The sequence below is a fragment of the Nocardia sp. NPDC047038 genome, assembly GCF_040644075.1.
Lineage (GTDB): Bacteria > Actinomycetota > Actinomycetes > Mycobacteriales > Mycobacteriaceae > Nocardia > Nocardia sichangensis.
Genome location: NZ_JBEYVQ010000010.1, coordinates 1 through 24,205 on the forward strand (window position 1 = coordinate 1; position 24,205 = coordinate 24,205).

25 protein-coding genes are annotated in these 24,205 nt (G+C 68.1%); 6 read left to right on the forward strand and 19 right to left on the reverse strand.

Features of this window, described 5'->3' with window-relative positions:
* Positions 1–629 precede the first annotated feature (629 nt).
* The 7 genes from ABZ824_RS27460 to ABZ824_RS27490 form a co-directional block, all read right to left on the reverse strand.
* The gene (locus ABZ824_RS27460; RefSeq protein ID WP_356966342.1) at positions 630–830 is read right to left on the reverse strand and encodes a DUF6186 family protein; all 201 of its coding nucleotides are present in this window, start codon (positions 828–830) and stop codon (positions 630–632) included.
* Positions 827–1,240, reverse strand: a complete 414-nt coding sequence (locus ABZ824_RS27465) for a hypothetical protein (RefSeq protein ID WP_356966344.1) — start codon at positions 1,238–1,240, stop codon at positions 827–829. Before ABZ824_RS27465 ends, ABZ824_RS27460 begins: the two co-directional genes overlap by 4 nt.
* A 120-nt stretch (positions 1,241–1,360) precedes the next feature.
* Complete coding sequence (locus tag ABZ824_RS27470; protein ID WP_356966346.1) at positions 1,361–1,966, reverse strand: TetR/AcrR family transcriptional regulator; 606 nt, start codon at positions 1,964–1,966, stop codon at positions 1,361–1,363.
* Positions 1,953–2,819, reverse strand: a complete 867-nt coding sequence (locus ABZ824_RS27475; RefSeq protein ID WP_355072466.1) for an alpha/beta hydrolase — start codon at positions 2,817–2,819, stop codon at positions 1,953–1,955. The genes ABZ824_RS27470 and ABZ824_RS27475 overlap by 14 nt, the downstream gene beginning before the upstream one ends.
* An 80-nt stretch (positions 2,820–2,899) precedes the next feature.
* Positions 2,900–3,163: a hypothetical protein gene (locus ABZ824_RS27480; protein WP_356966349.1), complete on the reverse strand. Its 264-nt coding sequence runs from the start codon at positions 3,161–3,163 to the stop codon at positions 2,900–2,902.
* Between the two features lie 161 nt (positions 3,164–3,324).
* The gene (locus ABZ824_RS27485) at positions 3,325–3,609 is read right to left on the reverse strand and encodes a hypothetical protein (protein WP_356966351.1); all 285 of its coding nucleotides are present in this window, start codon (positions 3,607–3,609) and stop codon (positions 3,325–3,327) included.
* 425 nt (positions 3,610–4,034) lie between these two features.
* Entirely contained in the window at positions 4,035–4,775 is a 741-nt protein-coding gene (locus ABZ824_RS27490; protein WP_356966353.1) for a response regulator, read from the reverse strand.
* A gap of 674 nt (positions 4,776–5,449) precedes the next feature.
* Between ABZ824_RS27490 and ABZ824_RS27495 the strand changes: the two genes are divergently transcribed.
* The 5 genes from ABZ824_RS27495 to ABZ824_RS27515 all read left to right on the forward strand — a co-directional run bounded on the left by ABZ824_RS27495 (position 5,450) and on the right by ABZ824_RS27515 (position 10,804).
* On the forward strand, positions 5,450–6,967 hold the full coding sequence (locus tag ABZ824_RS27495) for an Hsp70 family protein (protein WP_356966355.1): 1,518 nt from the start codon (positions 5,450–5,452) through the stop codon (positions 6,965–6,967).
* A gap of 3 nt (positions 6,968–6,970) precedes the next feature.
* Positions 6,971–8,065 carry a tetratricopeptide repeat protein gene (locus ABZ824_RS27500; protein WP_356966357.1) on the forward strand — a complete coding sequence of 365 codons (1,095 nt, stop codon included), beginning with the start codon at positions 6,971–6,973 and terminating at the stop codon, positions 8,063–8,065.
* Positions 8,062–8,568 carry a nucleotide exchange factor GrpE gene (gene grpE, locus ABZ824_RS27505; RefSeq protein ID WP_356966359.1) on the forward strand — a complete coding sequence of 169 codons (507 nt, stop codon included), beginning with the start codon at positions 8,062–8,064 and terminating at the stop codon, positions 8,566–8,568. Before ABZ824_RS27500 ends, grpE begins: the two co-directional genes overlap by 4 nt.
* Positions 8,568–9,026 (forward strand): hypothetical protein, encoded by a 459-nt coding sequence (locus ABZ824_RS27510; RefSeq protein ID WP_356966361.1) that lies wholly within the window; start codon positions 8,568–8,570, stop codon positions 9,024–9,026. Before grpE ends, ABZ824_RS27510 begins: the two co-directional genes overlap by 1 nt.
* Before the next feature lie 350 nt (positions 9,027–9,376).
* Positions 9,377–10,804, forward strand: a complete 1,428-nt coding sequence (locus ABZ824_RS27515) for an amidase (RefSeq protein ID WP_356966362.1) — start codon at positions 9,377–9,379, stop codon at positions 10,802–10,804.
* A gap of 38 nt (positions 10,805–10,842) precedes the next feature.
* Here the strand turns inward: ABZ824_RS27515 and ABZ824_RS27520 are convergent, their stop codons facing one another.
* The 8 genes from ABZ824_RS27520 to ABZ824_RS27555 all read right to left on the reverse strand — a co-directional run bounded on the left by ABZ824_RS27520 (position 10,843) and on the right by ABZ824_RS27555 (position 18,875).
* Complete coding sequence (locus ABZ824_RS27520; RefSeq protein WP_356966364.1) at positions 10,843–11,676, reverse strand: hypothetical protein; 834 nt, start codon at positions 11,674–11,676, stop codon at positions 10,843–10,845.
* 55 nt (positions 11,677–11,731) lie between these two features.
* Positions 11,732–13,294: a serine hydrolase domain-containing protein gene (locus ABZ824_RS27525; protein ID WP_356966366.1), complete on the reverse strand. Its 1,563-nt coding sequence runs from the start codon at positions 13,292–13,294 to the stop codon at positions 11,732–11,734.
* Between the two features lie 191 nt (positions 13,295–13,485).
* Positions 13,486–14,403 (reverse strand): GTPase Era, encoded by a 918-nt coding sequence (era, locus tag ABZ824_RS27530; RefSeq protein ID WP_355072447.1) that lies wholly within the window; start codon positions 14,401–14,403, stop codon positions 13,486–13,488.
* A complete protein-coding gene (locus ABZ824_RS27535) occupies positions 14,396–14,782 on the reverse strand; it encodes a cytidine deaminase (RefSeq protein ID WP_356966368.1) in 387 nt (128 codons plus the stop codon). The genes era and ABZ824_RS27535 overlap by 8 nt, the downstream gene beginning before the upstream one ends.
* Entirely contained in the window at positions 14,779–16,143 is a 1,365-nt protein-coding gene (locus ABZ824_RS27540) for a hemolysin family protein (protein ID WP_355072443.1), read from the reverse strand. The genes ABZ824_RS27535 and ABZ824_RS27540 overlap by 4 nt, the downstream gene beginning before the upstream one ends.
* A complete protein-coding gene (gene ybeY / locus ABZ824_RS27545) occupies positions 16,140–16,694 on the reverse strand; it encodes an rRNA maturation RNase YbeY (RefSeq protein WP_195077616.1) in 555 nt (184 codons plus the stop codon). Before ybeY ends, ABZ824_RS27540 begins: the two co-directional genes overlap by 4 nt.
* A gap of 62 nt (positions 16,695–16,756) precedes the next feature.
* Positions 16,757–17,818, reverse strand: a complete 1,062-nt coding sequence (locus ABZ824_RS27550; protein WP_356966594.1) for a PhoH family protein — start codon at positions 17,816–17,818, stop codon at positions 16,757–16,759.
* A gap of 154 nt (positions 17,819–17,972) precedes the next feature.
* Positions 17,973–18,875 carry a LysR family transcriptional regulator gene (locus ABZ824_RS27555; protein ID WP_355072441.1) on the reverse strand — a complete coding sequence of 301 codons (903 nt, stop codon included), beginning with the start codon at positions 18,873–18,875 and terminating at the stop codon, positions 17,973–17,975.
* Between the two features lie 100 nt (positions 18,876–18,975).
* Between ABZ824_RS27555 and ABZ824_RS27560 the strand changes: the two genes are divergently transcribed.
* On the forward strand, positions 18,976–20,262 hold the full coding sequence (locus tag ABZ824_RS27560) for an MFS transporter (RefSeq protein ID WP_356966371.1): 1,287 nt from the start codon (positions 18,976–18,978) through the stop codon (positions 20,260–20,262).
* Here the strand turns inward: ABZ824_RS27560 and ABZ824_RS27565 are convergent.
* The 4 genes from ABZ824_RS27565 to ABZ824_RS27580 all read right to left on the reverse strand — a co-directional run bounded on the left by ABZ824_RS27565 (position 20,174) and on the right by ABZ824_RS27580 (position 24,204).
* Positions 20,174–20,914, reverse strand: coding sequence for a 16S rRNA (uracil(1498)-N(3))-methyltransferase (locus tag ABZ824_RS27565; protein ID WP_356966373.1), 741 nt, complete (start codon positions 20,912–20,914; stop codon positions 20,174–20,176). The two genes, ABZ824_RS27560 and ABZ824_RS27565, sit on opposite strands and share 89 nt — an antisense overlap.
* The gene (gene dnaJ, locus ABZ824_RS27570; RefSeq protein ID WP_355072435.1) at positions 20,915–22,066 is read right to left on the reverse strand and encodes a molecular chaperone DnaJ; all 1,152 of its coding nucleotides are present in this window, start codon (positions 22,064–22,066) and stop codon (positions 20,915–20,917) included.
* 139 nt (positions 22,067–22,205) lie between these two features.
* Positions 22,206–23,237, reverse strand: coding sequence for a heat-inducible transcriptional repressor HrcA (gene hrcA, locus ABZ824_RS27575; protein WP_356966375.1), 1,032 nt, complete (start codon positions 23,235–23,237; stop codon positions 22,206–22,208).
* Positions 23,238–23,400: 163 nt separating this feature from the next.
* Entirely contained in the window at positions 23,401–24,204 is an 804-nt protein-coding gene (locus ABZ824_RS27580) for an alpha/beta hydrolase (RefSeq protein ID WP_356966377.1), read from the reverse strand.
* Position 24,205 lies beyond the last annotated feature (1 nt).

Consider the following 24,205-nt stretch of genomic DNA (forward strand, 5'->3'; position numbering starts at 1 on the left):
CGCTTGCTCCTTCGTCGCGTACGCGGCGGCCGCGCACACGCGAGCCGGGCCGCGAACGGAACAGGCTCGGTCTCGCTTCGCTCGAAAGACGTGGTCGGGGTGCGCTGGACGCGTCGTATCGAAGCTCACTACCCGATGCACGCAGGGTGTAGTGGCCGAATGTCGGCTACTCCTCCGTCGTCCACACGGCGGCCGCGCCAACGCGAGCCGAGCCGCGAATGGACAGGCTCGGTCTCGCTTCGCTCGAAAGACGTGGTCGGGGTGCGCTGGACGCGTCGTATCGAAGCTCACTACCGCGTGCACGCGGGTTGTAACGGCTGACTGTCGGCTCGGCCCGAATGCGCCCGCTTGGCCGTTCGTCGCGTACGCGGCGGCCGCGCACACGCGAGCCGGGCCGCGAAACGGCGGCGGGGAGAAGCGGGCACCGGTGTCGGTTCGACAACGCATCAACCCGGTGTGTTCGCCGCCTGCATCGCTCGTGCGGCGGCCGCTTGCTCCTCCGTCGCTTCGAGGCGGTCACTCTTGGGCGCGCCGAGTCGCGGCGGCGCAATAGGCGCTCTGACTTCGCCCGGCATCGCGACCGGGCCCGCTGTGGTCACGCGTGAACGATTCGGCGCATGGACCGGCCGTCACCGGGCCAGGAAGTGCCAGCCGAGCCATGCCCACACGAGTACTGCGGCGATTCTGGTCGCCCGGGTGCCGGTCAGGTAGGCGATCGTCTCTCCCAGCGTTGCGATCAGGTCCCGGCGCAGGCGCGTGATCACTACTGCGGCGAGCGCGGCCGTCAGGAGCAGGGCGAATCCGAGGACGACGGTGGTTCGATCGCTCATCCGGAGACCAGCCACCATCCGGCTGCGAGCCACAACAGCCATCCGGCGAATCGCAGCGGCCATTGTTCGAGCGCCGGGTCCAGCAGCGTGGACAGTGTCGGGTGTTCGTGGCTCGGCCGGTTCAGGGCGGGCTGCCGCAGAAGGGCGTAGACCTCCCATGCCGACGCCGCGACCAGCAGTGCCGACCACACGGCTGTGCCGCGCCTGAGCCGGGCAGTGGACGGGGGTCGCTCGATTCGCACGCGGAAGGCCAGCACCATCCCCGCGAGTGCCGCCACCGCCACCATCGCGGTTGCCTGCCAGCTGAACGGCCTGGTCGCGGCACCGCACGCCGCCAGCACGAACCACACCGCCAGCGGCGTCGCACGCCGTCGAAACCGATGCGCCGAGCGCGCTGGTTGCTCTGTCACATGCGCAGGATAAGACCCCGGTTGCCCAGAACGGGGCAGGCGGTTACGACCTGCGCGCGGATTTCCGGCGAGGCGACATCGCTTCCCCGCGGACCCGCGGTACCTCGCTGTCGGCCGCGTTCACCCGTCGGCGCGCAGCAGCCCCGAGATCAGCAGCAGCACCGATTGCTGGGTCTGGGCGCGGGCGAGGTCGGGGTCTTCGGCGTGCGCGACGATCAGGGACGCCTCGCTGACCACGCTGACCACGAGCTGGGCCAACACGGGAACGGGGGCGTCGGCGATCAACCCGGCGGCGCGGGCACGTTCGAGTTGCGCGGTGATCAGGCCTAGGCCGTGGGCGGATTCGAATTCGCGCCAGGCCTGCCAGCCGAGCACGGCGGGGGCGTCGGTGAGGGCGATGCGCAGCATCGCCGGGCGCTGGCAGATCTCGAGGAACAGCGCGAGACCCGCCGCCATCCCGGCCATCACATCGTCGGAATCCACTGCGGCGATGGCGTTTTCGATCTCCTCGGTGATCTCCGCCTCGATCTGCTCCAGCACCGCGAGGAACAGTCCGCGCTTGTCGCCGTAGTGGTGGTGCAGCGCGCCCCGGGTGACGCCGGCCTCGGTGACCAACTCCTCGGCGGAGGTGCCCGCGAAGCCGCGCTCGGTGAACAGGCGGCGTCCCGCCTGTTCGAGCGCGGCTCTGGTCGCTCGGGAGCGGTCTTCCTGGCTACGGCGTGGCATGCAGCCGAGTGAACTCCAGAATCGATTCGGCGAGCAACTCGGGCTGATCTTCCGGCAGGAAGGTGTAGGAGTCGTCGATGAGCTTCAGCGTCGCGTCCGGCAGGTCGCGAGCCAGGCGTTCGGCGAACGACACGGGGAACAACCGATCCTCCCGCGCCCAGGCCAGCAGCACCGGAATGTCGACCTCGGCGAAGTGACGGGCGGCTTCCAGGGTGTATCGGCGATGCGCCGATTTCAGAAAGCGCCGCAGATCTTTCCGGATCGCGGCGGAGTCGCGGCTCGGCAGCAGGTAGGAGTCGACGATCTCCGGCGGGACCGGCCGTTTGGTGACCCAGCCGAAGGCCACCGGCAGCCGGTGCAGCGCGCGGATGCGCAGCAACTCGGTCAGCGGGCGCAGCGAGCCGGGAATCCTGGCCAGCAGCGGCAGCGTGGTGAACGGCTGCGGCAGGAAGCCCTCGTAGCTGTCCACCGAGGCGAGCACCACCCGGCCGACGCGGGAGCGGTCGCGGGTCAGCAACACCTGCGTGATCGCTCCGCCGGTGTCGTTGGCGACCAAGGTGACGTCGGTGAGGTCGAGGCGTTCGAGGAACGCGGCGATGAGATCGGCGACACCGGCCGGAGTCAGTTCCGCGTCCGGCACCGGGATCTCGTGCGAGCCGAGCGGCCAGTCCGGCGTCAGGCAGCGGTACCCGGCCGCCGCGACAGCGGGCACCACCTTGCGCCAGAGGTCCGCGTTGACGAGCAAGCCGTGCACGAAGACGACAGGGGCGCCCGCACCCGTCTCGTGGTAGCGGATACGGCCGCCGGGCAGGTCCACATCGTGGGTGCGGCCTAGTGCTGTGCTGGTTGCCATGGGTCCTCCCAGTGGTCTCGGTTCCCGACCACTGTTACATACATACCGTATGTATGTCTAGACCCGCAGTGCGCGGCGGATCAGCTGAACACCGCCTTGACCGCGTCCTTCGACGCCGTCACCGCGGTCGCCAGAGAGGCGACGCCCGCCACCGACTCCCCGACCGCGTAGAGCACCCCCGTGAGCACGATCCGATTCGGTCGCTCCTTCGCCGCCTCGGCCGCCGCCCGCCGAGTCGTCTCCTCGACCAACTGCCGTTCCGCCAGATCGATGTCACACCGGCTGATCCGGTCGAGCAGATCGCTCAGGGAAGACCGCAATTCCTCCACCGCCTCCGCTGCCACCGCGTCGTACCTTCGGCGTGAACGCACGCCACATCTGCGGCAGAACGCGTAGTCGTCCCGGTTGGAATGCTGGCACTCGGCGCATCGCACCTCGCCAGCCAAGCATTCGCCCGCCGCCGAGCCGATCACAATCCGGGTGCCGTACCAGGTCTGACCGGCTGTCACGGCACCCGGGTTCCATTCGGCTCGATATGGATACGTGCCAGCAAGATCTTGCCGATGGGAGGCGTCAAGACGGCACCCGGCAACAGCGTCGCGAGATCTACTCGGTACCGGACCGACGACAACCCGCTGCCGCAGGCGATCAACCGCCCGGCCAGGCCCGCCGAGGCTCCCGCGAGCGTGACCGCGGTGGCCAGTCCGTCGTGGTCCCTGTGGAGTGCGTTGCGCAGCAGAAGGCGCTCGGTGGCGATTTCCGGGACGGAGAGCGTGGACAGTTGGCCCACGAGTTCATTTTGGCTGAGAAGGCTGCACTCACGCTGAATACGCACGGATCCTGCGAGCAAGATATTGCGAGCTAGGACGGTACCGAGGCAAGCATCGGTGAAAACGACTGTCGACCAAGCTATTACGTACCCGGTGGGCTTTTCGGAGTGCCAGATCCTACATCGATGATCCCCCCGCGACCGTCTCTCCGAGGTCCATACTTGATTCCTGTTCCAGCACCGCCGACGCGACAGAGAACTCTCCACCCGGGGGACCATGAGAGGGGAACCGATTCATGCGACTTCTCGTCGCCGCACCGCTCGGAGACGTCATCGAGCCGACGCCGTCGACGTCGTCCAGTGCGGCGGATGCCGCCGTCGCGCCACCGAGCGGAACGGGCAGGGCGCTGATGCCGGACCGGGAGTGCCGAAAGCGGGCTGTGCCGTCAGGTGAATCGCGGACCGAGGACATCGGCGTGCCCATTTCGGCGGCACCAGCTGATGAGGTAGTGCGCGTGCTCACCGCACCAGCGAAAAACCGCGCCCTGGGTCAACGGCGTGCCCTCCGGCAACTCCTTCCGAGCGAGGATGATCGGGCCGATATAAGTATTGGTCGCCTTGTTTGCGGTGTTGAGACCGACACGAGCGACCTGGGCGAGAGAGTTGTAGTCCCACGCCGACTTGGCCGCGATCGCGCCCGCCAGCCGGCCCGCCGTCTCGCCACGCTGTTCGGTGAACAGTGCGCACAACGCGGGCGGCCCTTGCGGCGGCGGCGCGACCTGGTCGCTGCGGCCGGTCGCGGCGCGCTGAATGGCATCCAGCAGCGCGGGCACGCCGGAGGACTTGTCGTAGAACTCGGCGATCTCGTCCGCGCGCAGCCGCGCCTCGTCGAGATGATCGCTCTCCATGCTGTGCCCTTGAGCCGCGAGCAGGACCTCGCTCTGCCGTTTGGTTTCCCGGAGCAAGTCCAGAACATCCAAACCGTCGAACCGGTACTCCATTTCGGGTTTGTTCCAGATCAGATCCGAGATGACCACATCGAACCGGAAACGTCCCACGATTCGACCGCGCACCTCGTCGACGTCGGAGGCGACCGCGACGGTCGACGCCGGAAAGTACTGCGACAGCACAGGGGCGATGATTCCGCCCAACGGCGAGGCGACAAGCACTCGTAAGTTCGGTTCCATAGCGCGATCTTCATCGCTGCCGACACTCGTCGGCAAGACTCCAAATGTCTATCGAACCAGTAGGTTTCGTAATGCGTATCGCACAGCAAGATCTTGCTCGCCCGGCCGGTTGACGAGTGCCGCAACCGGCGATCCGGCGCTCGAAGACTACCGATCGCCGACGTGTCGATGACCTCATCGCTTTTCGATTCGTCGGCGGACGACTCGGGCACTGCAAGATCTTGCTGGAAAACGAGTGTTCGAGCAATATTCCAGCGACACCCCTCGGAAGCGGCAAAAATCGGCCCACCGGCCGGAATACGGGTCGGAAATCACCGCGAAGTTCGCTGATCAATCACCCACGGCGACTTATATGCTTTCAATCCGGTGCGCCACCCGAGCCTGTCGCACCGTTCCCCCTACCGGAAGGACCAGCAATGGCCGAAGTGTGTCCACAGTGCAGCAAGAAGACCGGAATGGATATCGGCGAGAAGGATCGTCAGGGGTGGCAGAAATACCAGTGCCAGATGTGCAAATACGAATGGAAGGCACCGAATCCCTGATCGTTCTCGCCGACCGTCCGGCGCCCGTCGTGCGGCTTATCCGATGAGACCGCAGGGAAAATCGTTCCGGTCTCGAATTTTCGCAGTATCAATTCGCGTGCATCGTCACCAGATGCATCGGGAGGGCAATCAGTGGCACACACCGTCGGTATCGATCTCGGTACCACGTATTCAGCGGTCGCCGTCGTCGGCGCGGGCGGGAAACCGGAGATCCTGGTCAACCGGGACGGCGAGCGGATCACGCCTTCGGTGGTCTTCTTCGACTCCGACAGCGTGCTCGTCGGCTCGATGGCCAAACGGTCCGCGGCGACCGCGCCGCTGGATGTCGTGCAGTTCGTCAAGCGGCAGATGGGCAATCCGGACTGGCGATTCGTCACCACCGATGATCGCGCCTATTCGGCCGAGGAAGTCTCGGCGCTGATTCTCAAACGGCTGAAAGACGACGCCGAATTGATCCTGGGGCAGGGGCAGGTCACCGACGCGGTGATCACGGTCCCGGCGTTCTTCGACGACGCGCGCCGCCGGGCGACCAGGGACGCGGGAACGATCGCCGGACTCAACGTGCTGCGCGTGGTGAACGAGCCGACCGCGGCCGGGTTGGCCTTCGGGCTCGACCTCGGCCGCAGCGGCACCGTCATGGTGTACGACCTGGGCGGCGGCACGTTCGACGTCACCGTGATGCGGATCCGCGACGGCGTGTTCGACGTGCTCGGCACCGATGGGCTGCACGAACTGGGCGGCTTCGAATGGGACAACCGGCTCATGCGACACCTCAACGAGGAGTACATGGCTCGAGGCGGCGGCGATCTCGACGACGCGTTCGAGACCCAAGCCGATCTGCGCGAGAAAGCAGAACTCGCCAAACGCACCCTGACTTCCGCCGGATCCACGCGAGTCGTGCTCAGCCACAACGGCGTCACACACACGCTCACCGTCACGCGGGAAACGTTCGAGGACCTCACCAGCGACCTGCTGAACCAGTCGCGCGACCTGACCCATTCCCTCGTGGAGGAATTGGGCCTGAGCTTCGCCGACCTCGATCACGTCTTGCTCGTCGGCGGCTCCACGCGCATGCCCATGGTGGCGGCGATGCTGGAGGAACTGACCGGCAAGCCGCCGTTGCGGGCGGGCAACCCCGACGAACTCGTGGCGCTCGGCGCGGCGATCCGCGCCGAAGCGGAGACGTCCTCGAGCACGGCGCCGAAGCCGGTCATCCTCGACGTCACCTCGCAGGCGCTGGGCACGGTCGCCCTGAACGACAACCGGGAACCGAAGAACAACATCGTGATCCCCCGCAACACCAAGATCCCAGCCAAGGCGAGCAAAGTGTTCGGCACCGTCGCCGACGGCCAGACCGCACTGCGGATCTGCGTCACGCAGGGCGACGACGAGGATCTCGACTACGTCCGGTTCGTCACCGAAGGAAAGTGGCCCGACGGCGGGCAGCTCTTCGCCATTCCGCCCTATCCGGCGAATGCTCCGGTCCAGATCACATTCCACTACGACATAGACCAGACCATTCAGGTCGAGATCACCGACCTCACCGCGGACAAATCGCTCGGCACGTTCGAGGTCGACAACGTCGCCAACCTCAGCGAGGGCGAAATCCGCGTCGCACGCACGAAGAACGAAGACCTCGAGGTGAATTGAAGCATGACCACGACAACCGAAGAATTCGTCAACTACTACGAAATCCTCGGCCTCGCCGAGACCGCCGACCCGGATGCCATCAAGACGGCCATCCGCGAGCAGCGCAGAATGTGGAACAAGCGCGCGGGCCAGTCGGATCCCGTCAAACGCGCGCAGGCCGAAGCCCGGGTACGGCACCTCGGTCAGGCCGAGCGCGTGCTGCTCGACCCGAACCAGCGGCGGCAATTCGACCAGCAGGCCAGGCAGTATCGTCCGGCGAGTAATCAGCCCGCGCCCGTGGTGCAGGGCGGCCGGGACTGGCTGAGCCTCGCACGCGAGTATTTCGAGCGCGGCAACGCTCCGTCCGCGTACTACTGCGCCCGCGAGGCGATCTCGGTCAACGGCGCGAACCACGAAGCGTGGGCGGTGCGGGCGAACTCGTCGTTCGTCATGGGCAACTACAAGGACGCCGGCTTCGAATTCCGGGAGGCCATCAGCCTCAAGCCCGACAGCCCGGAATACCACTTCGACTACGCCGAAGCGTTTCTCGCCACCGGGGCGCTGAACGAAGCGCTCGGCGAATACGAGACGGCGCTGCGTCTCGCGCCCGGCGAGCCGCTGTACCGCACCGCCATCGCCAACGTCTACCTCCAGCAGCACAAGAACGACAAGGCGCTGGAACTGATGGAGGACGTGGTCCGGCACCATCCGAACGAGCAGATCTTCCAGTACTACCTCGCGCTCGCGCTGGAGCAGGTCAACCTGGGGATGTGGTCGGAGCTCCGCAGCGGGGCGTACTGCATCACCTCCGAAGCCCAGATCGCCGTCACGCACGAAATGTCCGGCCGCGCGTTGAAACTCCGGTTCGACGACGCGCCGCTGCGCGCCTCGCTGCAGGAGAACATCGAACTCGCCGAGCGGGCCGCCGTGGCCAAGTGGTTCCACAGCGGTGCGGGCGCGTGGGCGGTGGCCCTGGTGATCGGCCTGGCGCTGATTCCGGCGAAGGGCATCGGCCTGCTGATCGTCGCGGGCGTCATCGCCGGCTACACGCTGACCCACCGGATGCCGGTCTGGAAGCACAACTCGAAGCGATACGACATCGCCAAGCGCGGCATATGAATGCGGCTCCGGACGCAGGTGATCCGCTGACCGCGCTGGCCGGGGAGATCGCGCAATTGCGTGATCTCTTCCAGCGCAGGTTGCTGGAGGACAAGGCGAAGAATCGGGCGTTGGACGACCTGCACGAGCAGCTCGCACTCGCGCGCGGCGGGCTCGCCGAACAACTCCTGGCCCCGCTGTTTCGCGAGCTGCTCAGACTCGTCGATCGCGTGACGGCACTGAACGACGACGGCGCCGTGCTCGGCAGCATCGTCGACGAACTGCACGAACTGCTCGAACGTCGTGGCGTCCGGCGCGTGCCCGCCACGGCCGACTTCGATCCCGAGGTTCACGAAGCCGTCGCCGTCGCCGAGGCTTCCGGCAGATCGCCGGGCACGGTGCTGCAGGTAGTCCGGCACGGATACCTCATGGGTGAACGCCTGCTGCGGCCGGAACAAGTCGTCGTCGCGGCGCGCTCCGCCCGATCGGAGTCCGCCGTTCCCCCTATCGAAAGGTTCGAATGATGCGCAAGACCCTCCGCGTAGCCGTTCTCGTCTCCGCTTCCACGGCGTTCCTCGCCCTCGGACTGCCGAGCGCATCGGCGTCCACCACCGTGAGCGGCACGATCGGCTGCATCAACAGCGCGTCGCCGGTAGGAGTCTGGGTTCAGGCCAAGACATCGAAATCGGGATGGGCGCGGACCAAGCTTCCGGTCCGGCTCGGCGGCCACTCCAAGGTCGACTACTCCTTCGAGCTCGACAAGGGCGGCGACTACCAGGTGCATGTCGGCTGCGGGGGAACGCCGCAGAAGTGGGCGAAATCCCTGAAGTCCAAGGATGTCTCGGGCACCAAGAACGACTTCCTTTGCAACGACATGGACCGGCTGTCGGTGGCGGCGTTCAACGCTCTGGTCGGCCGGATGTTCGGCCGGCCGGACCTCACCCAGGGCGTGCCCTACGGTGAGTGCAAGCACATTCCGTGACATGAGTACTCGGACCTTCTCGGCCAGAGCACAGGCCCGCTGCCGCCGATCTTCTCCGCGGCGGCACGCAGGCGCCGGACCGATTCCGCGTCCTATGTGGTGGGTCATCTGGAAGACCCAGCCGAGCGAGTAGGTTCGATCGCACAGGTCGCCGTTCGGTGCGCGATCGAAACCGGGCGGGGTCGATAAGGACGGCGGCAACCGACACGACTGGATACGCCAGCTGTTCGATCGGTTCCCGACCGGGTACGCCTGGCGACTGCTGCCCGCCGAGCTCGTCCCCTGCGCCAATCTGGACGATTGACCAATATGGCGCTACCGTCTGTAGATCACGACGAGACGGAGCTCACATGACGGTGTCCGATCCTGCCCACGTATCCGGCACGCGGGAACTGGGCCTGGCCGAACTGGCGGCCGCGATCGCGAGCGGCGCGATCACCTCGACCGCGGCGGTCGGCGGCGCACTGGACCGGATCGACGCGGCGCAGGGCACGCTCAATGCCTTCCGGATCGTGCGCCGCGAGCGGGCCCTGGCGGAGGCCGCCGACGCCGACCGGCGGCTGGCCGCGGGAGAACGACTGCCGCTGCTGGGCGTGCCCGTCGCGGTGAAGGACGACACTGATGTCGCGGGCGAGCCGACCGCGTTCGGCTGCGGCGGCGACTTCGCACCGAAGACCGAGGACGCGGAATCGGTCCGGCGCCTGCGTGCCGCGGGCGCGGTGATCGTCGGCAAGACGAACACCTGTGAACTCGGACAGTGGCCGTTCACGAGTGCCGCGTGGTTCGGGCACACCCGCAATCCGTGGGACCGCGGCAGGACGCCGGGCGGGTCCTCCGGCGGAGCTTCGGCCGCCGTCGCCGCCGGATTGGTCCCCGCCGCTCTGGGTTCCGACGGCGCGGGCTCGATCCGCATCCCTGCGGCCTGGACGAACCTGGTCGGCATCAAGCCGCAGCGCGGACGAATCTCCACCTGGCCGGAAGCCGAAGCGTTCTACGGGCTCACCGTGAACGGTCCGCTGGCGCGTACCGTCGCCGACGCGGCGCTACTGCTGGATGCGGCGGCCGGTCCGCACCAGGGAGATCTGCACACCCCGGAGCCGATCACCGCGTCGGACGCCGTCGGCCGGGATCCGGGAAAGCTGCGAATCGCCCTGTCGCTGCGTATCCCCTTCACCGCGACCAGGACCGCGCTGGATCCCGAGGTCGAGCGATCGGTGCGCCGCACCGCCGACACACTGCGCGCGCTCGGACACACCGTGACCGTGGCGGACCTGCACTACGGCATCCTGATCGGCGCTTCCTTCCTCCCGCGTTCGCTCGCCGGGGTCCGGCGGGTGTACGACCGCATGCCCGGTCTGGAAGTCGATCCGCGCACCACCGCCAACGCCCGAATCGGACGCGCGCTCGACGGCCCCGCCCTCTACGCGGCACGGCAGCTGGAACCTCTGCTGCACAAGCGAATCGGCCACTTCTTCCGCGACTACGACGTGGTCCTCGCCCCGACCACCGCCACCCCACCGCCCCGCGCCGAGGAAATCGACGGCATCGGCGTCAACGCCACCAACAACCTCATCACCGCGGCCTGCCCCTACACCTGGCCATGGAACGTCGTCGGCTGGCCCAGCATCAACGTCCCCGCAGGCTTCACCGACACCGGCCTCCCCGTAGGCGCCCAACTGATGGGCACAGCAAACTCCGAACCCCTCCTGATCTCCTTGGCCGCCCAACTCGAATCCGAACTGAACTGGCAGCGCCATCGGCCGACGCCTTGGTGGTGAGCCGACACCGATCCACGAGACGTCACTCCTAGCGGTAGTCAGTCATCGATGACAGCGTCTTCCGAACCGAGGTCGTAGTCGTCGAGTTCGGGGTCGTAGGAGTCAGGTGCAGGTAGATCGCTAGCGATGGCGCCGGACTGCCGGGCGGCCGCGGCGTAGGCGATCCGGTCGTCCTCCGATCCGGCCAGCGCGCGCCACGGCGCGATCAGCTGATCCAGGTGCGCGATGAGGGCAGCGTCGGGTGAGGATTCGTCGAGGGCGATGACGGCCATGGCGTCTCGACCGATCATTTGAGCTGCCGCGAATGCGTGCAGGTCCGCGGGATGGTGGTCAGGGGAGCCCAGGCAGGCCTGGAAATAGAGGGTGGCCAGGTCGATGGTGTCTCGCCATTGCCGAGACCGCCCCTGCCGCTGTGCATGGTCGCGTACGGCCGCCCAGGCGCGATTGCGTTGCTCGGTATCCACCGGCATGAGCATCGCGGCACGGGAAAACCACGTCTCGAACGGGATCGAGTTGATCGCGGTGTTCAGGTCGAGCACCTGTTCCCAGCCGGTGCCGAACTGATCGAGTAAGTGGGCGTCGGTGATCTCCAGGCGCGCAAGAAAATCGACGTGAGCCTCCTCGGCGCCAGGGGCGGACGCGTTCGGCAGAACCGACCCGCGCCCCGAGCGCCACGAGAAGACCTCCTCGACGATATGCGCATCCCCTGGGACCTCTGCTGCGCTGGCGAGCGCGCCACCGAAGGTGAGTTGAGTGCCGGTGGCCACCGCTGGCCCCCAGGCGAACCCGTTCACTCGGAGCAGCTCCGCCGCGCTGCGAGCCAGCTCGGTCAATCGCTGTGCCGGAGAACCAGCAGTCGGATTCGATGACATGGAGGGAGGCTAACTGCCGACACCGACAAACATTCCACCACTCGGTCACAGGGGTTCAGTCGGTCGGCTGGGCCGGATGGCCGCCGCAGAACACCTCGTCGACGAGCCTCTGGGTCGCCTGCTGGAACGGCACGGCCAGGGACATGGCGGCGTCGTCCGCGTAGTTCAGGGTGCCGGTCAGGGTCTTCTTGCCGTCGGGTGTGCTGTACATCAGCGCCGCGTGACCCGCTGCGCCGCCGTTGTGGGTGACGACCGTGCCGCCCAGGCCGGTGTCCTGCACGAATACACCGAGGCCGTAGCCCATGTTCGGGATGCCTGTCGGGTGCGGTGCGCACATCTCGGCCAGCAACTCGGCAGGCAGCAGCTTGCCGCTCATCAGCGCGGAAATGAAAGTTCGCAGGTCCTGGGTGGTCGAGATCATGTCACCGCCGCTGGAGATCCAGGAGGGGTTGTGGCTGGTGACGTCGACCGTCTTCTCCTGCCCGGCGTCCTCGTATCGGTAGTAGGCGTGGGCGTGGGGCTCCGGGAGCTCGGTCTGGGTGGTCGGGGCCACGGTGCCCGACAGCCCGAGCGGCCCGAAGATCAGCCGCTGCATCTCCTGAGCGACCGGGCGGCCGGTGACCTTCTCGATCAGCAACCTGGCCAGCACGTAGTTGGTGTTGGAATAACTCCAGCCCGTGCCCGGTTCGAACCGCGCGGGCTTGGACAGCGCCAGCCGCACCAGCTCTTCGGGCTGGTAGGTCTCGAACCGGTTGTCCACCCACTCTTTGCCCGCGGTGGTGGCGGGGATTCCCGGCACGACGGTCCCGTCTTCGTAGTACTCGCCGGTGAAGTTGAACACCCCGCTGGTGTGCTGCAACAGCATCCGCACCGTGATCCGCGAATCGAGTTCGAACTCGGGCAGATAGTGGGCCGCCGGGTCGTCCAACCCGATCTTGCCCTCGGCCACCAGTTGCAGGACCAGAGTCGCGGTGAAAGTCTTTGTATTGCTGCCGATCCGGACGTGCCCGTCGGTCGGCGGCTTCGCGGTCTCGCCCAGCCTGCTCACCCCGGCGCTGCCGACCCACTCGCCCCGCTCGTCGTGCACGCGCAGCGTGATTCCGGCGAAACCAGAAGCGACGATCTCATCGAGGGCCTTCTGGAGTTGCGGGCGATCCGGCCCGGCGGCAACCGTTCCGTTGTCGGCACCGGCCACCCCGGCGGCATCGAGCGCCGCGATGATCTTGCGGGCCATCTCGGCCGTGGCCGGGCCGGGCTCGCCGTGGTGCGGCTGGGCTGCTGCGTCGACGGCGATGCGCACGGTGCCGCGGAAGTTGTCGGCCTCGGCCGGATCGTGCCGCTCGAGCAGGTGCACGGCCGAGGTCAGGGCAGGCAGTACCTGGTCGGCGAGTTCGGCGACGGTCTTGCCCTTCAACTGGATGTCCTTGGACTTCGCGGCGAGCACGTGCCCGACCAGGCCGGTCGCCGACGTCAGGGCGATGGAGCCGTTCGTCGCGGCCACGTGCGGCGTGCCGGTGGCGGCCATCAGCGACAACGCGCCGTACGCGGCGGTCCGCAGCGTGCTCTTGTCCTGGTCGGAGAGGGTGGTGGTGGAAGTCGCGATTGCTGTGCTGTTCATGTGACTACTGTCGCGAGCCCGGCTGATACCGAGCTGACGCCGTTCTGACACGACCACTGACACGGCACTCGCCTCGAGTACAGCCGACACATCGGTGGATCACACGGAATCATCGGCAGCCGACCGGACGCCCCACGCCAACGAAGACGCCTCCAAGACTTCCACGCACGCCCCAGCGACGCCCGAACCGGTCAGAAACCCAGTTTGCCCAGCTGTTTCGGGTCGCGCTGCCAGTCCTTGGCCACCTTCACGTGCAAATTCAAGTAGATCCGGGTGCCGAGGATGTGTTCGATCTGCTTGCGAGCGTTGGTGCCGACCTCTTTCAGCCGGGAACCGCCCTTGCCGATGACAATGGCCTTCTGGCTGGGCCGCTCGACGTAGAGCAAGGCGTGCACGTCGAGCATGTCCTCGCGCTCCTCGTAGGGCAGGACCTCCTCGATGACGACGGCCAGCGAGTGCGGCAACTCGTCGCGCACACCCTCGAGCGCGGCCTCGCGAATGAGCTCGGCCATCAACGTTTCCTCGGGCTCGTCGGTGAGCTCGCCGTCGGGGTAGAAAGCCGGGCCCTCCGGCATCTTCGAGGCGATGACGTCGACGAGGACTTCCACCTGCTCACCCTTGACCGCCGACACCGGCACCACGTCGGCCTCGGGGCCGAGCAACTGGGCCACGGCGAGCAATTGCTCGGCGATCTGCTCGCGGCTCACCTTGTCGATCTTGGTGACCACGCCGAGCAGCGTCGTCTTCGGCGCCATCTGCTTGATCTGCTGCACGATCCAGCGGTCACCCGGACCGATCTTCTCGTCGGCCGGGATGCACAGCGCGATCACGTCGACTTCCGAATACGTGTCGCGCACAAGGTCATTGAGGCGCTGGCCGAGCAAGGTGCGCGGGCGGTGCAAGCCCGGTGTGTCGACCAGGATCAGCTGGGCGTGCTCGCGGTGCACGATGCCGCGAATCGTGTGCCTGGTGGTCTGCGGGCGCGACGAGGTGATCGCGATCTTCGCGCCGACCAGGGCGTTGGTCAAGGTCGACTTGCCGGTGTTCGGCCGACCGACGAAACAGACGAACCCGGAACGGAATTCGCCCTTCTCCCGCGCGTCAGCCACCGCGGACCTCGCCGGAGTCGGCGCTCACCGCGTCGGCCGCGTCGGCGGAGTCGTCGACGATCTCGAACACCGCGCCGTCACGATCGGTGAAGATGATCCGCGCCTCCGGAGAAACCTCCCGCACCGCCGTCACACCGAAGTCGGACAACCGCCCGCCGACCACCACGGCCGCCTCGAAGCCCTCCGCGCCGCTGGACAACGCCGCGGCCACGGCGGCTTGCAGCGCCGTCAACCGCAGCGCGGTCAGCGTGACCTCGCCCGCGGCGTAGGTGCGACCGTCGGTATCGCGGATCGCGGCTCCACTCGCCCCTCCGGTGCGGCCGAGCGCACCACGGGCCAGCGTGACCAGCTTGTTGTCCTCGGCGTCCAGTTCGGTCATTCGGTGTCTCCGTCCTCGTCGCGATCGGCCGCGATATCCCGCTCCGATCCGTTCGCCTTGCGCTTGCCATTGGGATTGTCCCCGTTGGTCTTCCCCGCGGGGACCTTCTCGCGCGCTTTGCGTACCACCACGGTGTTCACCCGCATCCGGCCGCGCGCGTCCGGTCCGCCTTCACCGCGCAGCACCAACCCGTGCGCCTCGATCTTCGAACCGGGCAGCGGCACCCGGCCCAGTTCGTGCGCGAGCAGGCCGCCGACGGTGTCGACGTCCTCCTCCTCGATCTCCAATCCGAACAGCTCGCCGAGATCCTCCACCGGCAGCCGGGCCGACACGCGGTAGCGCCCGTCGCCGAGATCCTCGACGGGCGGGGTCTCGTCGACGTCGTACTCGTCGGCGATCTCTCCGACGATCTCCTCCAGCACGTCCTCGATGGTCACCAGACCCGCGATGCCGCCGTACTCGTCCACCAGCAACGCCATGTGGTTGCGCCTGCGTTGCATCTCGTCGAGCAGGCTGTCCAGCGGTTTGGAGTCGGGCATGAACACCGCGGGACGCATCACCTCACGCACCCGTACCTTGCGGCTGCGTTCGGCGAACGGCACGAGGTCTTTCAGATACACCACGCCGCGAATGTCGTCGACGTTCTCGCCGACCACCGGGATCCGCGAATGCCCGGAACGCACCGCCAGCGACATGGCCTGCGCCGCGGTCTTGTCCGCTTCGATCCAGACCATCTCCGTGCGCGGCACCATCACCGCACGCGCCGCTGTGTCGCCGAGTTCGAAGACCGACTGGATCATCCGCCGTTCGTCGTCGGCCACCACTCCGCGCTCACCGGCCATCTCGACCACTTCGCGCAACTCGATCTCGGAAGCGAAGGGCCCGTTGCGAAAACCCTTACCGGGGGTGATCGCGTTACCGATGAGGATCAGCAGCCTGCTGATCGGGCCGAGCAGCGCGCCGATGAACTGCAGGGGCAGGGCCGCGGCCAGGGCGATGGAATACGCGTGCTGCCTGCCCAGCGTGCGCGGGCCGACACCGATCACCACGTAGGACACCAGCACCATCACCAGCGCGGTGATCAGCAGCGCCCAGTTCCTGCCCCAGACCGTCATCAGTCCCGCCGCCAGCAGCACCGTCGCGCCGATCTCGCACAGGATGCGAAGCAGCACCATGAGATTCACGTAGCGGGCCCGGTCGTCGACGACCCGGCTCAGCCGCACAGCGCCGGGCCGGTCGGCTCGCACCAAGTCCTCGACGCGGGCGGGCGAGATCGTGTTCAGGGCGGAATCGACCCCGGCGAAGACCCCACCCACGGAGATGAGCAGGACCGCGAGCAGGACGAGGGTCAGGGCATTCACGCGGGACCCAGGGACTCACCCGGTGTGGTGAAACCCGCCTTACCCAGCAACCGCGCGTCGCGTTCGGCCAGTTCGGCGCGCCGCTGCGCCTCCCGCAGGCTCTCGTACCACTCCTCGAGCAGCCTGGCCTGCAACGCGAACATCTCCTTCTCCTCGTCCGGCTCGGCGTGGTCGTAGCCGAGCAGGTGCAGCACGCCGTGCACGGTGAGCAGAGCGAGTTCGTGATCCAGGGAGTGCCCCGCCTTACGCGCCTGACCGGCGGCGAACTCCGGGCAAAGCACGATGTCGCCGAGCATGGATGGGCCTGGTTCGGGGCTGTCGGGCCGCCCGCCCGGCTCGAGTTCGTCCATGGGAAAGGACATGACGTCGGTCGGGCCGGGTAGGTCCATCCAGCGCATGTGCAGGTCGGCCATGGTGTCGAGATCGACGAGCACCATCGACAGCTCCGCGGCGGGGTGCACGTCCATCCGGGCGATCACGAACCGCGCGACGCTGACCAGCTCTTCTTCGGGCACGTCGATACCCGACTCGTTGGCGATCTCGATGCTCACCCGAACAGCCTACGATCCCGTCGATCGTGTCGGCGGAGCGGAGCCCCGCCCGGCGAGACGAGTTACCGCCGGTCCGCCCGGCTCGCCGCGCGGCGCTGCGCTCGGTTGCCGCCGTAATGCGGGGCGACCTGCGGACGCGACTGGGCCTCGAAGCGGTCGTAGGCGTCGACGATGTCCGAGACCAGCCGGTGGCGAACCACGTCGCTACTGGTCAGCTCCGCGAAGTGGATGTCCTCGATCTCGGTGAGGATCTCGCTGGCGGCGCGCAGACCGGACCGGGCGCCGGTCGGCAGATCGACCTGCGTCACGTCACCGGTCACCACGATCTTCGAGCCGAACCCGAGGCGGGTGAGGAACATCTTCATCTGCTCGGCGGTGGTGTTCTGCGCCTCGTCGAGGATGATGAAGGAGTCGTTCAGCGTGCGTCCGCGCATGTAGGCCAGCGGCGCGACCTCGATGACACCGGCCGCCATCAGCTTGGGAATGGCCTCCGGGTCCATCATGTCGTGCAGTGCGTCGTAGAGCGGGCGCAGGTACGGGTCGATCTTCTCGTTCAGCGTGCCGGGCAGGAAGCCGAGCCGCTCGCCCGCCTCGACCGCGGGGCGGGTGAGGATGATCCGGTTGACCTGCTTGGTCTGCAGCGCCTGGACCGCCTTGGCCATCGCCAGATAGGTCTTGCCGGTACCGGCGGGACCGATGCCGAACACGATGGTGTTCGCGTCGATCGCGTCGACGTAGCGCTTCTGGTTCAGCGTCTTGGGCCGGATGGTCTTGCCCCGCCGGGACAGGATGTCCAGGCTGAGCACCTCCGCGGGGGACTCGCTGGAGCCCTCGGTGAGCATCGAAACGGTGTGCCGCACCGCCTCGGGCGTCACCACGCGGTTGCGCCCGGTCAGCGCGACCAGCTGCTCGATGACCCGCTCGGCGAGCGCGACGTCGGACGCCTTGCCGGTGAGGGTCACGGAATTCCCGCGGACGTGGATGTCCGCGTCGAGCAGCGTCTCCAGTTCGCGAAGATTCTGGTCGGCCGAACCGAGGAAGGGGAACACGGATTCAGGAGCGAGTTCGATGCTCGAGCGCACGGTGCGCGCTGCGGGACCCGAACCGTTGTCGCCGGCGCCGATGCCTGCCGCTGGGGTGGTGGGGTCGCCGATCTCGCCTTGTGTTCTCAAAAGTGGCTATAGCCTGCTTTCCGGTCTCGACTGCTGCTGTATGGAGAAAGTTTAACCCGCCCCACCGACACCGCCCAGTGAATAAGCCGTGGGCAAAACCGGCCCCTCACGGGATTCCCCCACGTCGCCGCGCCCAATCCTCGGCGAAATCACGAAAGCGTCGCACCGCGTCGGGTGGTGTGGTAGCGGCGGGCCAGATCAGCCCGACCGCGCGAGCGGCGCCCGCGTCCGCGAGCGGCACCGTCACCGGGCCGGACAGCGGGCCCGCGGACAGTGGATCTTCGCGCGGCAGGATCGCCACCCCCAACCCCGCCGAGACCAGCCCGGCCACCGTGACGAGATCGCTCGACTCGAACGCGATCCGCGGCCGGATGTCCGCGGCGGCGCACAGTTCGTCGAAGATGCGCCGCATCCCGAATCCGTGGTGCATGGTGACGAACTCCGCGTCGGCCACCTCCGCGAGGCGGACCTGCCGCCGTCCGGCCAACCGGTGTTCCGGCGGCACCGCGAGTACCAGCGGCTGTCGCAGCACGGCGCGCCAGCCGACGCCTGCGACGGCCGGGCGCGGCGAGACGATGCCCAGATCGCTTTCACCCGCGAGCACTCGCTCGGTCACCGCGGCTGCCGCTCCCTGCCACAGCGTGATCGTGATCCGGCCGGAGATGCGCCGGAAGCCGCTGATCAGCTGCGGCACCAGCGAGCCGCCGAAAGAGTGCTGGAACGACAACCGCACGACGCCCCCGGCCGGGTTGGCCCGATCGGCGAGGACCTGTTCCGCCGCGTCCAGCTCGGATTGCGCCCGGCGGGCGTGCTCGTAGTAGATGCGACCGTATTCGTTCAGGACGATCCGCTTCCCGTGCCGGTCGAACAGTTCGACTCCCACCCTGCGCTCCAAGCGAGCCAGCATGCGCGACAACGTCGGCTGCGCCAGGTGCAACCGCTCCGCGGCGGCGCCGACCCGTTCGAGTTCGGCGAGTGTCGTGAACCACTCCAGATCCTCGCCAAGCACTGCCCGACCTCTCTATATGCGCTCAGGGAATGAACTCACTTCTCATTATTCATTTCCTTCCGGAAAACCGCCTGGCGATGCTGGACGAAAGGAGGACCCGATGACCACGACACGGATCGAAGCGGCGAGGGACGTCGCCCACGAACGCAGGATCACCATCGCGCTGTTCGCGGCCGGTCTGACGACATTCGCCTCGATGTACAGCGCCCAGGCACTGCTGCCGAGTCTCTCGGCCGCGTTCGGCGCGACGCCCGCGCGAGCGGCACTGGCGGTGTCGCTCACCACCGGGTTCCTCGCGCTGGCCATCATCCCGGTGAGCGCGCTCTCGTCGCGGATCGGCCGGACCGAGGTGATGATCGGTTCCGCCGTCGCGGCGGCGGTGCTCGGACTGCTGCTGCCGCTGAGCCCTTCGCTGGATCTGCTGCTGGCCGGACGCGCGCTGCAAGGCATCGCGCTGGCCGGTGTGCCCGCGGTGGCGATGGCCTATCTGGCAGAGGAGATCGGCGGGGACGGGCTGGGCGCCGCGATGGGCATCTACGTCGCGGGTACCACTATCGGCGGGCTGGCCGGGCGGTTGATCCCGGCGTTCACGTTGGACGTTGCGTCCTGGCGGTGGGCGCAGGCGGTGGCCTCGATCGCCGCCGCGGCCTGCACCGTGTGGTTCGTCCGCCTGCTACCGCCCTCGCGCGGCTTCGTGCCTCGTCCCGCCGGAATCCGGACGGTCCTCGGCGACCTCGGCAGCCCCTTGCGTCACCGCGGACTGCTCGCTCTGTTCGGACTGGCGTTCGTGCTGATGGGCGGGTTCGTCTCGATGTACAACTATCTCGGCTACCGGCTGACCAGCGCGCCCTTCGGGCTGCCGGAAGCACTGGTGGGGCTGGTGTTCGTGCTCTATCTGGCCGGAACGGCGGCCTCGGCGGCATCCGGCCTGCTGACCGATCGGATCGGCCGGTCCTGGGTGCTCGGGATGTCGCTGGCCGTCATGGCGATCGGGCTCGTGGTGACGATTCCCGACCACATCGGCACCGTTTTGCTCGGCGTATTGCTCTTCACCGCGGGTTTCTTCGGGGCGCACACCGCGGCGAGCGCGTGGGTGGGGGCGATGGCCGAAGGCAACCGGGGCGCGGCGTCGTCGCTGTATCTGTTCGCCTACTACCTCGGCAGCGCGCTCGTCGGCGGAACGGCTGGCATCGCCTACGCCCGCTCCGGGTGGCTCGGGCTGGTCTGCGGCATCGGATCGCTGATGGTCATCGCGGCACTGCTGCTGTGGGTATCGCATCGGGCGTCGACGCGAGACCTCACCAACGCGGCGTCAGTGCGCCGAGCGCCCCGAGAGCGACCGCTGCCGCGGTGGATGTACGCAGCACGGTCGGGCCGAGCAAGGTGATGTCCGCGCCCGCTTCGGCCAACGCCGTGAGCTCGGCGTCGTCCAGCCCGCCTTCCGGACCCACGACGAGGACGATTTCGGCGGCCTCGGCGAAGGGCAATTCGGTGAAACGGGCGGCGCCGGATTCGTGCAGCGCCGCGACGATCGCACCGCGGGCCTTCGCCGCGCGGACCAGATCCAGCAAGTCCTGGGTGCGGTGCAGGTCGGCGACTTGCGGAATGTAGGCGCGGCGGGACTGCCTGGCGGCCGAGCGGGCCGCGGCCCGCCACTTCTCGACTCCCTTGGCCGCCTTGCCCTCCCAGTTCGCGACGCAGCGCGCGGCCTGCCAGGGAACGACGACGTCCGCGCCCGCCTCCGTCATCAGCTCGACCGCCAGTTCCGAGCGATCGGATTTCGGCAGCGCCTGCACGATGGTCACCGGCGGCGTCTGAGGTGCCGCGAGCACCCGCTCGCGCACCGCGAGCTCGAGCCGGTCGCGTTGCGCGGCAACGACTTCCGATGCGGCCAGTACCCCGCGCCCGTCGGAGAGGGTGATCGGCTCGCCGACCCGGATGCGGCGCACCGTGGCGGCGTGCCTGCCCTCCGGGCCGTCGAGCACCGCGACCGCGCCCGGCTCGGGCACCTCGTCGAGGTAGAAGACCGTCGCGGCCACCTAGCGCCCGCTGAAGGACGCGCGCAGTCGCGCGAACAGGCCGCTGTTGTGCTCGGATTGCGCCGACATCACTTCGGCGCGTTCCCGCTCGCGCAGTCCCTTGTACTTGCGCAACAGTTCGGTCTGCTTGCTGTCCAGCTTGGCCGGGATCACGATGTCCAGATGCGCCAGCAGGTCGCCGCGCGCGCTCGAGCGCAGCCGCGGCATGCCGTGCCCGCGCAGCACCGAGATCTCGCCGGGCTGGGTGCCCGCCGGAATACTCAACTCGGTCGGGCCGTCCAGGATGGTGTCGATCACGACGGTGGTGCCGAGCGCCGCGTCCACCATCGGCACCCGGATGGTGCAGTGCAGATCGTCCCCGTCCCGGACGAATACGTCGTGCGGCTGCTCCACGATCTCGACGTAGAGATCACCCGCGTGACCGCCGCCGGGGCCGACCTCGCCCTGCGCGGCCAGCCGCACCCGCATGCCGTTCGCGACGCCCGCGGGGATCGGCGCCGCGATCTCGCGGCGCGCCCGCACCCGGCCGTCACCACCGCATTTGTGGCACGGGTCCGGGATGGTTTCGCCCGCGCCGCGGCAGGTGGGGCACGGGCGCGAGGTCAGCACCTGGCCGAGGAAGGACCGCTGCACGGACTGGACCTCACCCGCGCCGCCGCAGGTTTCGCAGCGCACCGGCTTGGACTTGCCGTTGGTACCGGAGCCCTGGCAGATGTCGCACAGGATCGCGGTGTCCACGGTCAGGTGCTTGGTCACGCCGACCGCGCACTCGGCCAAGCTGAGCCGGGTGCGGATCAGCGAGTCGGCGCCGGGCTGGACGCGACCGCGCGGCTTGCGCGCACCGGCCGATCCGCTCATGCCGCCGAAGAACGCCTCGAACACGTCGCCGAGCCCGCCGAAGCCAGCGCCGTTGAATCCGGCCCCGCCACCGCCGGATTCCAGCGGGTCGCCGCCCATGTCGACGATGCGCCGCTTCTCCGGATCCGACAGCACCTCGTAGGCGGCCGACACTTCCTTGAACTTGGCCTGCGCCGCCTCGTCGGGGTTGACGTCGGGGTGGAGCTCACGCGCCAGCTTGCGGTATGCCCGCTTGATCTCCTGGTCGGTCGCGTTCTTCGCGACGCCGAGCAGTCCGTAGTAGTCCCGTGCCACTTGAGTTCTCTAGTCCTTGGTCGTTCTCGACAGTGCCGCCGGTGCCCGCGCCGCTGTGAAGCGCGCCGACAACAGCATTAGTCTTGTGCACTCAACTTTATCCGGCCGAAAGATCGAGCGTAGCAGTGGTGTCGTCGCGTCAGCGCTCGGCGAGGACCTCGCCGATGTATCGGGCGACGGCCGCCACCGATGCGATCGTGCCCGGGTAGTCCATCCGGGTGGGCCCGAGCACCCCCATACCGCCGAGCACGGCGCCCGCCGCGCCGTAGCCGGTCGACACCACCGACGTGCCGCGCATCTGCTCGACCTGCGTCTCTTCTCCGATCCGCACCGTCACCGTCCCCGGTTGCTGGGCCGCGGCGAGCAGCTTGAGCACGATCACCTGCTCCTCGAGCGCCTCCAAAACCGAACGCAGCGAGCCGGGGAAACCGAAGTCGGCGGCGTTGCGGGTGAGGTTGGCGGTGCCGCCGAGCACCAATCGCTCCTCCGGGTGCTCCACCAGGGTCTCCACCAGCACCGTGGACACCCGCACCAGCACGTCGCGCAGCCGCAACGGAGCGTGCTCGGGCAGCTCGGCCACCGCCGCGGAGGCCGAGGCCAGGCGTTTGCCGTCCATCGCGCCGCCGAGCATGCCGCGCAGCGCGGCCAGATCCTCCTCGTCGATCAGCGCGCCGAGCTCCACCAGGCGCTGGTCGACCCGGCCGGTGTCGGTGATCACCACCAGCAGCAGGCGGGCGGGATTGAGCGCCACCACCTCGATGTGCCGCACCGTGGACGCCGACACCGTCGGGTACTGCACGACGGCGACCTGCCTGGTCAGCTGAGCGAGCAAGCGGACGCCCCGGCGCAGCACGTCGTCGAGGTCGACGCCGGACTCCAGGAACTCGAGGATCGCCCTGCGCTCCGCCGAGGACAGCGGCTTCACCTCGGAGATCCGGTCCACGAACTGCCGGTAGCCCTTGTCGGTGGGGATGCGGCCGGAACTCGTGTGCGGCTGGGTGATGTAGCCCTCGGCCTCGAGCACCGCCATGTCGTTGCGCACCGTCGCGCTGGAAACACCCAGGTTGTGCCGCTCGACCAGCGTCTTCGACCCGATCGGCTCCTTGGTCGCGACATAGTCCGCGACGATGGCGCGCAAGACCTCGAAGCGCCGATCCTCGGTGCTCGACATCGGCCGCACCTCCTCGCTCTCGTCTCCCGTCACGCCGTACCCGGCGCCGACGTCCCGTGACCGCCGCACATCGCGGGCCGACCACGGTTCGTCCGTCGATCCAGTCTAATTGTCGGTAACCGGATCTCTCGCCTGCAACGGGACGTGACGAGCGGCGCGACGCTCAGCGCGGAACGGCGGCGTCGATCACCGCGGCCACGGCGTCGGGCCGGGAGACCAGCGAGGCGTGCGAGGCCTCGATCTCACCGGTTCGAGCCGCCATGCGCTGGGCCATGAAGCGCTGGGAGGACGGCGGGATCACCCGGTCGTCGGCGGAGACCAGATACCAACTCGGAGTGCCGGACCACGCGGGCGGCCCGGACGGTTCCAGATTGGCCTTCACGGCGATGGAGCGCTGATGGACGATCATGTCGGCCGCGGTCTCCGGGCCGACGTCCTGGGCGAAGACGTCATGGAAGCTGGCGGGTGCGACATACGCGTCCAGGTTCTTCCCGGCGACACCCGTGACGTCGTCGACGAGCTTCACCTGCAGCGCGGGCGGCAGCAACTGGCTGCCCGGGAAGCGGATCGGGTCGAGCTCGGCCTGCGCCACCTCACCTTCCACCGGCGCGAACGCCGCGATGTACACCAGCGATTCGACCTTCGGATCGTGCACGTTGCTGATCACGAAGCCGCCGTAGGAGTGCCCCGCCAGCACGACGGGACCGCTGATCGTGTCCAGCGTGCGCTGCACGGCGGCCGCGTCGTAGGCGGGCCCGCGCAGCGGATTCTCCGGCGTCACCACGCGGTAGCCGCGCTCGCGCAGCACGGCAGCGACACCGTCCCAGCTGGTGGTGTCGGCGAAGGCACCGTGCACGAGCACGACGGTGGGCAGCGACTGCGCTCGCGCCGGCCCGGCCGCTGTAGTGGCGGCGAGCAGGAGGGCCAGCGCGGCCACAGCACGGCGCAGGTAGCGTTTGTTCGGCATC